Source organism: Draconibacterium sp. IB214405 (assembly GCF_033963885.1).
Taxonomy (GTDB): domain Bacteria; phylum Bacteroidota; class Bacteroidia; order Bacteroidales; family Prolixibacteraceae; genus Draconibacterium.
On record NZ_JAXBMA010000012.1, the window covers coordinates 1 to 15,764 of the forward strand.

Below are 15,764 nucleotides of genomic sequence, written 5' to 3' on the forward strand. Positions count from 1 at the left end.
AAATTAAGAAAACCATCTCTTAATTTTTATACCAACGTGTCCAAATTAGGCTGAAGATTTACAAGTGGGCAGGGAGCTACCGATAAAATCACTTTCGCTATATCAAAGGATGATGTACTGGACATTACAACCTTGTATCTTACTAATGGAACTAATGGAACTAATGGGGAGCAAGAGGCCAACGGAATGATTCGTGAAGACATTACAATAGCCACATTGCAACCAGTTTATGAGTCTTCAGTTGAATTAAGATATGAAATAACTGATTTTTCTGCATTTGATACTAATAATGATGGTTTATTCAGCCCGGGGGAGTCAATAACGTTAATGGATGAAGCCTATGTAACAGCTGGATGTGCACAACAATCTTACGCCACTCAATACCATGCCATGTGGGGATGCGATGAAGTGAACTGTAATGAAGAGGATAACGAAGCTAAATTTAGCGTTTATATAAATATTCCTAAAGGTTCTTCTTCTCTATCCCGTTCACTGCAAGTTCTTCAAAAAACAGATTTTTGTGATAATGATTTAGTATACATTATTGATTATAAAAGTAATGGATCGGGGCACGTTGATCCGGTTCAGGATGCAGCGATCGACTTTTATTACATGACACGCAAACATGAATTCAGTTCAATATATTTGGTTGATAGCGAAGGAAACAATCTCCTTGACCTAAAGCCGTATATTGAAGACAATGTTAATAGTTCATATAACTACTACCTAAGAGGTATGAAACTGACTACCGACCCTGATGGCACAGGAGTTGGTTTAGAGGATGTTGATTCTGATGGATATTTTGATGATCTGCCAGTCGGAAATAACGTTAGAATAAAAGTCTCCATATTACCGGAAACAGGAACTTCCAAATCCTATTACCTTTATAATTATGGCTATTATCACGACTTTTGTAACACAAGCTATAAAAGTTCTTATTATTCTTTTGACATTCTATATGATTATATTAGTAATTCAATCAGTGGTCCCACTTACATTTTCGAAAATGATACTTTACTATATAATTTTTATATCAGAGATGAATTCCGGAATTCGAATTATGTGGAACTCGGAAGTGTTTCTCATGAGGCCAGGATTAATGTAGTCCCAGGAATGCAGATTCAAAAATTTGAAGGTCAGACAGGGGGAGTTTGGCAGGAAACAGATTATACCCAAAATGGTGATACAATTACATTTACAAGAGATGTAACTAACTATAGAATGACTGTAGTCTTTGATTGCAATTCAGAATTAAGTCCTACTGAAATCATTCAATTGAATACCTATACTAATTGGCAAACCGCTTGCTTTGAAAGAAAGATTGCGTTGTATACCCGGAATTATACAGTTTACCCTTTATGTGGCGGTGGCCCGGGCTGGGATTCAACCGCATTCTCAATGGAAAGAACCTTTTATGGAATAGAATCGAAAGGTAGCAGTGTAAACTATCATTACAATGAATTTTATGGCGACGATGCCAGAACTCCAATAACTCGTGAAACCTGTGAGAAACCAAATTATGGATTGCCTGATGATAGAGTTGAAGCTACGATAAAAGGAAACATAGCTCAAGGATATGGCGCAAATATTAATGAACTTGTTTTTAGGCTAAACTACGTACCGGTTTCCTCAAACCGTGAGATCTTTAGATACGAAAATAGTACGCTGTATATAGGCAATAATAGTGTAAATATTGACAGCGTTGATTTTCTATCAGAATACGTGGATGGTCTTTATATGCTTAAGATTACCGTTCCGCTTAACGGACGCATGGTTAACGATGCAGAAGAAGTGAAATTAGTTGCTAATTTTAGAATAAATGCAAATTCCGGGTATAGCCGATACACACGATCCATACCCAACCTTACAAGCAACATAAATGCCGTCACCTCATCAGGGTCTGAATTTTCAAGTTCATATGTAAGAACAGGATTCAACTTCAATGGGGCTTATTTATATAACACACTTTATTCTGTAACCTATGAACCAGAACGAATTCTAAGTCCTTATCATCGTTTTTACCGAACCTATTACAGTAGTCTCGGGAATGAATATAGAGGTTCTTTGTATATGACTAAAATAACTGCCAGTTTACCAGCAGGATTTAAATTTACCCAAAATGTATCCCAAATAGGATCTTATAATCCGGTTGAAATTTTCCCAGATGCTCAAACAGAATTCTCCGAAGATTCAACTCAATTTACGATTGTTTTGGATGAAGCCAGGCTGATGGATATTAATCGATTATATACCTATTTTAAAATTGCGTTAGATGAAGAAAGTTTTACTCCTCCGGCTTTAGGTAATTACACCTATTACAGATGGAACTTGAGCATTGACTATGTTGATAACGCTCATCTTCCTTTAGAAGAACATACATTAAAAACTACGAATCTTTCTGGCGTAATTTATTATCGGTTAAACAGAAACCTTATCCTTACCACTAACGACATCCAGGAGGGATTTTCAGACCACGTTAAATGGCCTATTCAACTAGGTGTAACGGGTAATGCAGGAAATACTCAGAATACATACATTGCTGTTGAACTAAAACCTGAAGATTACAGTACTGTTTTGATGGGAATAGAAGATGATGCAGGTAATGCAATACCTGTCACTTTTTACGGGCCTGATAACATAAATGGCCCTGAGGGGAACAAAAGATATATGCTGGCAAATATAGGGACTGTACTTAACTACCGAACCAGAAATTTTAAAGTGGTTGCCCGCTATGTTAATTGTGTTGATGATCGCTTGCAGGATATAAACATTTATGCCGGATGGAAATACTATGATGCTATTAATGTTACAGATCGCGACAGTACCATATTAACAGAAGAGACCAAGCTTTTCCCAATACAAAAAGACGTATTGAGTATAAGGTATAAAACGGCAGACATGCAGTGGCAAATAAATAAACAAGGCGAAGAAGCTGGAAATTTATGTGAACCACACATTTACGACATTGATATTCTTAGTACAAAGTACGCTGATATGCATGATATTAAATTGAACGTAATCATGCCTCAGGGAGTATCAATAAACGATGCGGCCTTAACATATCAATATCCTGCCGGGAACGAATTTGCCACTCTCTCAACAAATGCTTATTCTGTGCTAAACGATTCTCTGATTATTCATGTAGATTCATTAACAGGATGGGGATATCTGCCGGGAACAAGAATGATTGAAAACGACATTAGAATACGAACCGAATTTTCAGCCGATTGCACAATTGATCCGGGAATTCCAATTGATTTTCAACTCCATGGCATAACCAACTGCGACGATACAATAGTTTATCGGGATCAACGAAAAATTATCCTCGAAGATTTCGATTTGGATGAATTAGAGATTGTAGCCAATGCTACCGACTTCTCTTATTTCAGAACAAACACATACATTGATATTCAAATTTCGAATGTTGGAGAAGAAACATCATCAGAGCAAGAATTAATTATTGAGTTACCTGATGGCGTTGATTTCTCTTCCGTGGTTAGTACCGACCTTATTACCGAACCTGAAATTCTGGTAAACAGTGGGCAAACTTCCTTGAAATGGCAATTACCGGAAGCTTATATAGGGAGTGGTATGGATAAATCATTAACAATTGAGGTAGAAAGAACAACAAACAGTTTGGCTAGCTTCACGGTTGATGTATCAACACAAATGCCCGGCGAAGTAACCTGTATTACCGATAATAGTACCTGCAATTTAACAGCAACCACCGGATCAGTTGAACTTCTGATAATAAATGCAGGAAGTGGTGCCGGTGTTACTATAACTCCGGAAACAGAATTGCCGTCATGCGAGGCATCAGCGCTCCGGTTATTAACCAAGGTTAGCGGTGCAGGTACTGCAAGTCTTACCTACACATGGCAAAAAAATGGAATACAAATTAACTCGGGCACCGAAAACTTTCTTGAAATACCAAACTTTACTGTCGATGCACTCGGAACCTACTCCGTTACTATTTCCGATGGTTCAGGGAAAAGTTTAACCGGGACTCTGGAACTACAGGCAGAAGATATTATCCCAATTCATAGTATTACCATAACCGGGCAAACACCAACAACTTGCGCCAACAGTACCGATGGCGAGGTTCGTTTTATGATTAACGACCCTACCGGTGATATGTATACTTATCAAATTATCGACGGACTTCATAATGTTATACATTCCGACAGTGTTGCCGGAGCTGCAGAAGCTGTTTTCACCCAGCTTCCAACAGGTGTATTTACACTTGAAGCTACCAGCCCCAACGGTTGTATTTCGTCCACTACTTTTACTATAAACTCAGGAAGCCCTGTATTGCAAATTGTTTGTACCTCTTCCCTACCCTGCGATATTCAGGATGGAGAACAAATCGATCTTTCATTCGATTTTGTATTAAACCGCCCGCGCCCGCTGGCATCTACATCCGAATTTGCATTTAGGATAAAAGATGGCAATGGAAACAGTTTGGTTATGGCTGATACAATGGCCTTTTACGATGAAGTAACAGATGTTACATTCCCATACACACACGGACAAGAGTACTTTCTGCAATATGTTGAGCTGGGCGGTCCATGTGGTGGCACAGGCGAAAGTGCAGAATTTCCGTTAAACTTTACTCCCGTAAACTACCATATCGTTTTAAATGGCGAAGGAAATGTATTCGAACGTTGTTACGAAGAGTTACCCGATAACATCGTAGCCGACCTCATATTAGATAGAAGTTCTTGTTCTCCTGAAATTACAGGGACATACACTGTTAATCTGTTTAGGCTTGATGACGAAACCGGAGACCGTATCGCGGTATCATGTAGTTGGTGCGATGGTTCAAACCAAATTATTTTCCCAACAACCATGGCAGTTGGCGAATACGTTATTGAGTCGAGCATTTCCGACCTGTTTTATGGCAACTGCTCAGCAACAGCATCGTTTATTATACCTGAGCCATCATCGCTTGAAGTTGAAATAACAACTTACGATGTTACCTGTGCAGGAGCATGGAATGGCGGGGCTAGTGCTGATGTTAAAGGAGGTTTTCCCAATTACGAATACTATTGGTATTATGGCAGTGAACTGCTTTCGCGCGATGAGATAGTCACTGGTCTTCCTGCCGGTAGCTATTTCCTAAAAGTACAGGACAGCCGTGGTTGTGAGATGCTTGAACAGTATAACTTTACCATTAACGATGGCGATGTAATGGATGCGATAACTGTTGATTTGCCTACGTCAACAGGAACAACATGCGATGTTTCGGCTAGTATTACCGGTGTTGAGCCTGGCGAAACATACACTTTCCGTTGGGTTCGTGTGGTTGAAGAAGTAAAAGATTCATGGTTACGAATGTTTGCCGGCGATTCAATTGATAGCTACGAAAACGTTAGCTTTACCGACGCCATTTATGTGGAAGATGGTGAAACAACAGCTACCTCGTTAAGTAATCTTAACAAGGTGCTTCCGGGCAATTACTACATTACAGTTACCAACAGTAAAGGTTGCCAGCAAAGTACCCTGTTACAAAACCTGCCTGCCTTTAACGGGCACCAATTGGGTGAGCTGTTTGAAATTAGTGGTGTGGAAGTTGAACGCGAATATAATATGTGTTTCAACTGGAAAACACATACCATTGAAGTTGATCCGGATACGGTTGCAGTTAACAACAATAATCTTCTGGCCTCGATTACCGCTACTGAAATTGCCTACGACCTAATGGATGCAGCACTTGAATGCGGAGCCATTGCAGGCAAACGTGCCGAAGCCTCTTTTGAAGATATTTGTTTAAATGCAGATAGCCTGAAAGATGAACTAACCATTGAATACGACGTAGAATATTATCACTTCACACTGTATTACTTCGACCGCGCAGGGAACCTTGTTAAAACAGTTCCTCCGGCAGGCGTAAATCCATTAACCGGCGACCAGATAAGCCGAATGAATTACCCCGACCATACCTTGCTAACCGAATACAATTATAACAGCCTTGGGCAACTGGTTACACAAACCACGCCCGATGCCGGAACCACGCGTTTTATATACAACAATGCCGGGCAATTGCGCTTTTCGCAAAATGCAAAACAGGCAGACGAAAGCACATTCTCGTACTCGAAATACGATGCGCAGGGGCATGTAATAGAAACCGGACAAGCAGTGCTTAACGGCTCGTCGTATGCCGGTGGAGGGATAACGGTAAGCGCCGGTGCATTTAACGATTTGCAACAGCTTGTTCCGGTTGATGCCGTAAGTTTTGCCTTGTTACCTGCCGAAGAGCGCTTCCCGGTAGCGGCACAGGCACCTACCGAGCAAACTTTTACTTACTACAGCACACCAACTGCCGGTATTACCTGTAACGGGCAAACGCAACGCCACCTGTTAAACCGTGTGAGCTATACTTTACACTACAACTCTAACAATGCCGATCCGGCTGCTACCTATTACAGCTACGATCCGCACGGCAATGTAGAATGGATGGTACAATACATTGATGGTGTTAAACCCAAAACCATTGCTTACGAGTATGATTTAATTAGCGGAAACGTGCGCGAGGTAGCCTACAACAAAGGCGAACCCGACCAGTTTTTCCATCGTTACCAATACGACGAGGATAACCGTATAATAGTAGCCGAAACCTCGCCAAACGGAGTAATCTGGGAACGCGATGCCCGCTACGAATACTACGCCCACGGACCACTGAAACGTACCGAACTGGGCGAAGACAAAGTACAGGGGCTCGATTACGTATACACCCTGCAGGGTTGGCTAAAAGCCATTAACCATCCGGGATTAGACCCAACACTCGACCCCGGTAGCGATGGAACAAACACCGGCCGCGATGTATTTGGTATGGTACTGAGCTATTTCGATGGCGACTTTGTAAACAGTAACCCCGCCAGTATTAACCTGGCTGCCGAAACCAAACCCGAAACCGGGCGCAGCCTGTACAACGGTAATATAGCCGCATGGACACATGCAACAGCACGTACGCCGGGTAACCTTGATTACAGCCACCTTAACGGGCAACAATTTACTTACGATGTGCTAAACCGCATAAAAAGTAGTAAATTTGAAAACCGCAGCACCGGAGAATACCAAAGTACTTACAGCTACGATCCGAACGGGAACCTGCTGGCGCTTACCCGCAATGCTGCCGGAACAACTGAAACAGAACAGGAAATGGACCGCTTAACTTACCAGTATTACGATAACACCAACCGCCTGAAACAGGTAACTGATGCTGTTGATGCTGCTAAGTTTACCAGCGATGTCGACAACCAAACGTCAACCGAAAATTATACCTACGACAAGATTGGCAATTTAACGGCCGATGAAGCCGAAGGAATTGCCAGCATAAACTGGACAGTTGCCGGAAAAGTAAGCAGCATTACCAAAACCGATGGCACACTCATTCGTTTCGACTACGATGCCATGGGCAACCGCGTGAAAAAGGAACTTACTACCATAGGTGGGCTGGTAACAGCTACCTATTATGTGCGCGATGCCAGCGGAAATATTATGGCCACCTACAACGAAACCGAAGAAGAAATTGACGGTGGGGTTGATAAAATTGCCGGGCTTGCCGAGCAACCGATTTACGGAAGCAGCCGTTTGGGTATGCAATTGGGCGATGCCAACCTGGAACTACAACGCCGCCGGGTTATAAACGGCGTAGCGCCCTATTACATTGGCGATGATAATACCATGTACCACGGGCACAGCCACTCGTGGGCATTAATTGCCGACAACGAGGCAACGGCCAACCTGCTTACGGTTGACATGAGTAGTACCCAACCTGGTACGCCGCAAAAAACCCTCTACCCTATGGGGCCTGCCAATTTTGCACCGGTTACCATGGCTGCCGACACCAGCGGAAACCACCTGTTTACCTTTGCCGTGGCCGACAGCCTTAACGGGCAGGCAAACGTGGCACTGGTATTCGACTACCGCGGCCTGCTAATGAAAGAAACCGATGGCGAACGCCCAATGGCACTGAGCAAAGGGGCCGCTATTACGGTTAAAAAACCGGGCTCCGAATCCAACTGGTTAATAATTACCACTGCCGAAGAAGGAAAACTACTGGCACATACCGTTAACACCGACAGTACAGGGTACGGTACAATTAACGAACCTGCCGGAGAAATTATAAGCAAAAATCGCTTGTTAGCTACCGGGCCATTTTTAAATGCCATGGCCGTACTGGCCGACCACACCGGTGGCACCGAAAAGTTGCTGGTGTACCTGCTGCGCCGCGAAAGCAGTACACAGGTTAGCCTGCAAACCTGGCTGGTTGACGAAAACCTTGCCACACGTATGCTACACAAAACACCACTGTTTAGCCTTAACACCTGGCTACCGGCTACCATTGCCATGGCAGGCGATGGCAAGCACCTGGCCGTGGTTATGGGCAAAGGGTATACCGCCCCCTTGTATGGTTTGGCGCAAGACGGTGCACAAATACGCTACTACAGCATAAACGATTACAGCCGTACGCCCGAGCTGGTAAAAACCGAACCGATTGAAGGCGAATTGCTGGTAAACAGCGCCGAATGGGATGCCGACCATGTAACCCTGTGTTACGCCACCATGGATGTATTTAACGCTTACAAACTGCACCGCAGCAATGCTTTTGGGCAAAGCCGCTATACCTATACCGATGTGCTGCCCAAACCGGCCTCGTTGGCGCGGGGTGCCAGCCACCGGGTATATGCCAATGCACTTGGCTTAAACAATTTGTATTTGCTCGATGGCGAAACCCTGACAGCCTCTGCAATTGGGCTGCCCGGCACAGTGGTTAATGGAACCATGCCAATGCAGCACCAGCTTATTTTTGATAAAGAAAAAGAAGAACAACTGCTTTATGCCCGTACACTGGGCAATAAAATTTACGAGATTACCGACCACTTGGGTAATGTTAGGGCAACCATTAGCGACCGTTTAACGCTAAACAATGGGGTGTACGAAGCTGACCTTTTAAGCACAAGTACTTATTACCCGTTTGGTATGACAATAGGTACACTCTCTGATGAAAGTGATTACCGATTTGGCTTTAATGGTAAGGAAAAAGACCAGGACGGTGAGTTTGGTTTAACGGCTTACGATTACGGGTTTAGGATTTATAATCCTGGTATTGCCAGGTTTCTATCTGTTGATCCATTGACAGCCTCATATCCCTGGTATTCTCCTTATCAGTTTGCAGGTAATAATCCTATTTGGGCAATTGATTTGGATGGTTTAGAAGAGAAAATCATGGTAGATGAACAACCTAAAAGCGAAGCATCCTTAAATCTCAAGTTTTCAGAAGATATTATGAGATCCGTTGCTCAATATTCCAATGCAAAAAAGCAGCTAATTGACAAAGTTTTGGCCGAGCATGATGTTAATAGACTATATGTTTCAAAGGAAATTGAGAATCGTGTAATAATTTTACCTACAGACAAAGCAACTTATGTCATTCCGAAAACCGAAGAAGGATTTAAGATTTCAGCTTTTATAAAAAAATCTCGTAAAACCATGGGACATATTACAACGGCAGTTGAGCTTTATGAAGATTACAAGCCGGGGATAATCTCTCCTAAGAATTTGAAAAGACTAAAAAATGCAAATAAGCTCATGAACCCTATTGAAATTATAAAAGTACATCCTGTAGTTGAAGTTGTATTAAATGTTCTTGAACCACTTGAAACAGGGGAAGGAGCCTCTACAACAAATATTGAAAAATCAGAAGCAGCTTTAGCAACACAAATAACTTTAGACAAGCTATTTGGTTTGGAAGTAGAGCAAAAGAAAGATAAATATAATTTTGAGAGAGAATTAGAAAACACAAGAACTGAGAAACAAGATGCGACAAGAGTAGCAAGAAATAAACATGATTAACTATGAAAGGTCCATATTACATAACTATAATTTGCTTATTATTACTTACCTCTTACGTTAAAGCACAAACAAAGCCCAATTATGATGAAATTATTGCTTATGCTTCGCAAGAACTTAATGAAGATAGTATATTGAATTCTTTTGCATTTAAACTTCGGGCAAAAGCTTATTACTCAAAAGGCAATAAAACTATAGCAATAAAGGATTACAATAGCTATATAAATCTGAATAAAGAAGACTGGGAAGCCTACTATGAAAGAGGTGTAATAAGAAAGGAACTAGAAGATTATCATGGTGCACTAATAGACTTTGAGAAAAGTTTAAAAAACACTCCAAATCTTTCAAACATTTATTTTGCAATTGGAGAAACATATCAATCGATAGATACTCCCACAAAAGCATTGGAGTTTTACAAAAAGGCAATATTACATGATGAAGCCAACTCAAAAGCCTATAATAATATTGGGCTTATATATTTAGAAAAATGTAAATATGAAGAAGCAATCAATTATTTTTCTAAAGCGATTAATAGTAATTCAGTGCAATTAAATTGTCTCTTCAATAGAGGCTATGCATACATGCAAATGGAAAGTTTGGCTAAAGCTGAAAATGATTTAAATAGAGCCTACAAGCTTAGCCCTGACAATGGTTATGTAAACTATTATTTAGGGCTTCTAAATCAAAAGAAGGGAAACCAAGAAATTGCATTAAAGTATTTCAACAAAGCTTTGGAAAAAGGGATAAGTAAAAACACTTTTAAAAAATGAAATTTAAGAATAACCTTCTGCCTATATTTAATACACAAGTTATTATAAACAAGGGAAATGACGATGTGATTAAATCCTTATCAGAGATAATTTCTGAATATAACCAAACATCCTATATATTTTATGGGAAAATTAGAAAAAATAAATTCCTTTTTACTCCTACATCCATATCCAGAAAAAATCAGAGTGAAATTACATTTTGTGGACACGTACAACCAATTACAGCCCAAAAGACACAATTGAATATAAAGGGAAGGTATACAATTTTAGCTTATATTGCTTATTTCATTTTAATGCTGCTCTTTATATTATTAGCCATTAATGAAAGCATCTTTCTAAGTCTAATATCTATTGTGATTTATATATATACTATTGTCAAAATTGAGAATAAATCTTTACTTATTGTCAATGAATTAAGAACTGCCTTATCTTCAGATATTGTAAAAAACGAATAATATTGTAATAAAACCTTGTATTCCCAACCTAACATATCAGCAAACAGCTTCAAAAACCCGGCTTACCGTTTTGGCTTTAATGGTAAAGAAAATTAAAACAGCATGAATAAATTTCATCATAAAATGTTAGTAATCTTGTTTGTAACTAAACATTATCACATTACACATATACATTAGAAAAATTTAACTTTAGAAAAAAATAGAGCTTGACAATTTACACCAAATACTTACGAAGAGGCGAATATATTTCATACACTGCAAAGGTTGTTGAACAGGAATATGGAATTTCCAAAGATGATTTTAATAAGGAATTTGCACCGTTTAATTCAATTATACGCAGAGACATAACTGTATTTTTTGAATATCCTTACGTTGATAAATTTTATAGAGATAGCTACTACACATATTTCTCCACAAAACATACTGCATATAAGCGAAATTCCATTCGGCTTTCTTTTTTTACTAAAGGAGTTGATGATTCTTATTTTAGGGATAAAGACAAAAAGGGAAAGTTACAACAAGCTTTTCTGGGATTTATTACTATTCGGCCAACCAAACGAGGATTAATCGGAAGGAGTTTGATTTCTCCCAAATTATATAGACATAACAATTTTGTTACTTGCTTAACTTCCTTTTCAACTTTAATAAACGGGGTAAAATTATCTATCGATGCATTCCCATATTGTTCGCAGGATACGGAAACAATTTCGTGTGCAGAAACCACTCTTTTAAATACAATGGAATATTTTGGAAGTAAATACCCTGAATATTCTCCTGTTCTTCCCTCAAAAATCATAAGACTCTTATCTTCACGAGCAAGCGAACGTCAGTTACCTTCTTCTGGATTATCTATTGATGACATTTCATTTGTTTTAAAAGACCTTGGATTTAGTCCAAAGCTATATTCGAAATCAGTTCTTGATAACGACAATTTATTTAAAAAAATCTTAGACATATACATCGAATCTGGAATACCCATAATAGGTGCAATAGAAAATGATAATTTAGGGCACGCTGTAATTTTTGTTGGCCGTGAAGAATTATTTAAGGACGGTCAGCTTGATGATGAGTTCGATAACCATGATTTTAATTTTTCAAATATCATTGAGAAATATGTTTTAATCGATGACAATTACCCTCCATATACCTTGGCAGATTACACCAATATTACTTCACACTACACAGATGAATCATTTGCCAATTGCGAACTAACAAGCTTTGTAGTCCCCCTTTACCCCAAAATTTATGTTGATGCGGAATTGGCTTTAAAGTTTTTTGAACAGCTTGAAACGTATATTCTATCAGATGACGAAAATTATTGTACCAGATTATTCTTAGCTTCAAGTAGGTCTGTAAAGAATTCTATTTCGTACTACGAAGATCTTAATCATAAAATAAAAGACCTAATAATTGAAACAGCAATGCCCAAGTTTGTTTGGGTTATAGAAATATTGGATAAAGAATCGTATAACAATAAACAAATAAAAGGACTTATAATTATTGACGCAACCGAAACAAATTTGGATATAAACGACCACTTGTTGTTTTTTATATTTGATAACTCTCTTATTATCTTTGGTAAAGATAAAATCCTTTCTAAGGAATTAGAAATGAATATTTTTCCTATCTTCGCAAACAATTTAAAAGGACGGCACAATTTATGGAACAATTATTAGAAAACAAATCAGATAAAATCATAGCAGGTTTAAGAACAAATAAAGAAAAAACTTTTACCAAAAAAGAAAGCTATGAGATCTTTGAAAGAATTTCTGATGCTTTAATAATTGAAAAGAGAAAAATTGAGCAAAATCAAAAGAAGTCAAGAATAGAAGCTTCAAAAACTACACTTACTTCGTAAGATGCTTAAAAAAACACCCTCTTCAAAAAGCAAGAAATTAAAAGAAACAACTTTACCCACAGGGCTTAAGGATGAAACTTACAAATACGCTTTAAAAAATCAGCTAATTTATTCTATCATTGGAGTATTTGCTGGTATCGTTATAGTTGTGCTTGGAATTTACCTGACAATGTCTGGAGTTGAATCAACTACTGACGAGGTTGGATTGGAAGTGCTTGGTGCAAAACTTAACCTAAAAAGAGTCGCTCCTGGAGTAATTCTATTTTTTCTTGGTTTTTTTATCATTTTCATTACACGCTTCTTTATAAAATCAGAAAGTGACAAAAAATAATACTTGTGGTATAAAAATTCAAATTTATTCTTATCACCAACTAGTATGGTATAAGATTCGGAATAAGATTATAATACTCTTACATTCAAAATCTAAAAGTTTGTAAATAGTTTTCTTATAATTAATCTCAATCGCTTCGATGATTGAGATAATAGTTATCAATTATTTGTCCAAAGATGTAACTAAGCTTTCTTAGTTCTGTTTATTTATTTGATAAATACTAATACGGATTAAACAAATTGAATTATGAAAAAGCTACATCTCAAAAACAAACATTTTATTCGGTTGGAAGATGCATTTCGCGAATGGCTACAGATTCTGGGTTATTCACAATCAATTGTATACAATATTCCGAATATCATTCGAGAATTTTTATATTTTCTTGAGAACAACTATATCTTAAAAATTGTAGAATTGCAACGATTTCATTATTCCAATTATTTTGAATACATAAAAAAAGAAGAAACCAGCGTAATGGTAAGGCTTTAAGTAATAATTATCGAAATAAACACAATCAGGCTGTTGACTTATTTATTGAGTTTTTACATCACAACGGAAATTGGCAAATCCCAACTTCAGAAGCAAGATTACTAAAACTAAATCCAAGAACAATAAGCATATTAACTATCTCCGAAGTTAATGAATTAATTGATTTAACATATCAAAAAAACACAACGCCATTGCAGGAGGCACTAAACGCACGTGATCGGATTTTAATCACAATTTTCTATTGTTGCGGATTACGGCGTAATGAAGGATCACATGTGCAAATTACAGATATAAACTTTGACACCAGGTTCTTACATGTAAAAAAAGGAAAATATAACAGAGAACGTTTTGTTCCATTTAACCGGCTAAGTGCAACATTCCTCAAGGAGTATATTAATAATTACAGAACGATGTTCTTAAAAAATCTAAATGAGTCAAATTTGTTCATATCGTCTAATTATGGCTCCCCCATGACGGGTGGCTCACTTTACAGGCGCTTACAACGACTTTTAAAGCGTAGCTCCAACCCTACCTTACGAAATAAACATATCGGACTACACTCTTTAAGACACTCTGTTGCAACCCATCTGTTACAAGCCGGTATGGAATTAAACAACATCCAACGTTTTCTTGGGCACACGAGTTTGGAAAGCACACAAATATATACCCATTTAGCCTAATTTTGAGATGGAATCAACATTTAAAAACTATCTTAATAGCCAGGGGCGCAGTACTAGTACAATTGTGCATTACGTAAGCTATATCAACAAATTTGAAAATTGGCTTAACAACAATGGATCCAGTTCTGAGAAATTACAAATGACTGAATTAATACAATACTTACATTTTTTACAGGATAGTGGAATATCGAACATAACAAGAGCAATCCGCTTAAATGTAATAAAGCAATATTTTGAATATTTATGTATTAATCACATCCGCACAAATAATCCTGCAATTAAATTAAAAATTAGGGGAACAAAACAAAAGAAACTTTATCCACAACTTACTTCTCATGATCTTGAAAGAATCTATAAATCATATAAAATTCCTGCTCTGAACTCCCCTTTAAGAAAACGGAACTGGTTTAATAAATACCGATTATCTAAAATGCGCAACAAAGCGATTCTTAATCTAATGATAAATCAGGGATTATTAACAACAGAACTAATCAGATTGGAATTTAATGATCTGAAATTACGTGAAGGAATAATTTATATTAAAGATGAGAAAAAAAGTAAATCACGCATTTTACATCTAAATTCAAATCAAATTGTTGATTTATTTGATTATAAAAAAACCGTCCGCCCCTTTCTTGAAAAACTACAAAATAAATCTACTAATTTCCTATTTTTACCATTACCAAAGGTCGGAGAAAGTAAAGCATTCGGAAGTGGGACTTTACAAATATGGAGAGGCCTCTCCAATGAAGTACGTCTGCTAAATCCCAAATTTGTAAATTTCAGACAGGTACGAGCTAGCGTAATTTCAGAGTGGCTAAAAAGGTTTAATCTACGTAGAGTTCAATATATGGCAGGGCACAAATATATTAGTTCTACTGAAGGGTATTTTGCAAACCAAACAGAAAATATTCTTAATGATATAGATCGTTATCATCCTATATTATAGAAACTAATGATATTTTTATTGAGTTAAAATTTACTCAATATTAATAAAGAGAAAATGAATATTGTCTATTATTACCTATAAATTATGAGAGAAAAACAAAAAATAATTTATTATTTGTATTTTAAGTAAAAAACAAATACTTTTAAAACCTGAGGCCTAAGTTAAAACACAAAATTATCGCTAATAGATGCCTGAACATAAAAATTCATTCACAGCAATAAACAAGACCAATTAATAGTAACAATTATGTTTTGATTACTATTAAAATGAATAAACTAAAAGGGGCGGTAAGCTTTACCCGCTAAAGTATTTGGTTGTTTAACGTCAGAACCTATTGGACAAATTTTTCTATAAACTTAAGAGATACTTTTTACATT

9 protein-coding genes are annotated in these 15,764 nt (G+C 37.7%); all 9 read left to right on the top strand.

Annotated features, from left to right (window positions below):
- Positions 1 to 132: 132 nt before the first annotated feature.
- Entirely contained in the window at positions 133 to 9,858 is a 9,726-nt protein-coding gene (locus tag SLH46_RS21320; protein WP_320283254.1) for an RHS repeat-associated core domain-containing protein, read from the top strand.
- Positions 9,859 to 9,860: 2 nt separating this feature from the next.
- Entirely contained in the window at positions 9,861 to 10,625 is a 765-nt protein-coding gene (locus SLH46_RS21325) for a tetratricopeptide repeat protein (protein WP_320283255.1), read from the top strand.
- Positions 10,622 to 11,080, top strand: coding sequence for a hypothetical protein (locus SLH46_RS21330; RefSeq protein ID WP_320283256.1), 459 nt, complete (start codon positions 10,622 to 10,624; stop codon positions 11,078 to 11,080). Before SLH46_RS21325 ends, SLH46_RS21330 begins: the two co-directional genes overlap by 4 nt.
- Before the next feature lie 206 nt (positions 11,081 to 11,286).
- On the top strand, positions 11,287 to 12,756 hold the full coding sequence (locus tag SLH46_RS21335; protein ID WP_320283257.1) for a hypothetical protein: 1,470 nt from the start codon (positions 11,287 to 11,289) through the stop codon (positions 12,754 to 12,756).
- Positions 12,741 to 12,938: a hypothetical protein gene (locus SLH46_RS21340; protein ID WP_320283258.1), complete on the top strand. Its 198-nt coding sequence runs from the start codon at positions 12,741 to 12,743 to the stop codon at positions 12,936 to 12,938. The genes SLH46_RS21335 and SLH46_RS21340 overlap by 16 nt, the downstream gene beginning before the upstream one ends.
- A 1-nt stretch (position 12,939) precedes the next feature.
- Positions 12,940 to 13,269, top strand: a complete 330-nt coding sequence (locus tag SLH46_RS21345; RefSeq protein WP_320283259.1) for a hypothetical protein — start codon at positions 12,940 to 12,942, stop codon at positions 13,267 to 13,269.
- Between the two features lie 246 nt (positions 13,270 to 13,515).
- Positions 13,516 to 13,758 carry a hypothetical protein gene (locus SLH46_RS21350; protein WP_320283260.1) on the top strand — a complete coding sequence of 81 codons (243 nt, stop codon included), beginning with the start codon at positions 13,516 to 13,518 and terminating at the stop codon, positions 13,756 to 13,758.
- A gap of 137 nt (positions 13,759 to 13,895) precedes the next feature.
- Complete coding sequence (locus SLH46_RS21745; protein WP_442873576.1) at positions 13,896 to 14,438, top strand: tyrosine-type recombinase/integrase; 543 nt, start codon at positions 13,896 to 13,898, stop codon at positions 14,436 to 14,438.
- A 7-nt stretch (positions 14,439 to 14,445) separates the two neighbouring features.
- The gene (locus tag SLH46_RS21355) at positions 14,446 to 15,387 is read left to right on the top strand and encodes a tyrosine-type recombinase/integrase (RefSeq protein ID WP_320283261.1); all 942 of its coding nucleotides are present in this window, start codon (positions 14,446 to 14,448) and stop codon (positions 15,385 to 15,387) included.
- Positions 15,388 to 15,764 lie beyond the last annotated feature (377 nt).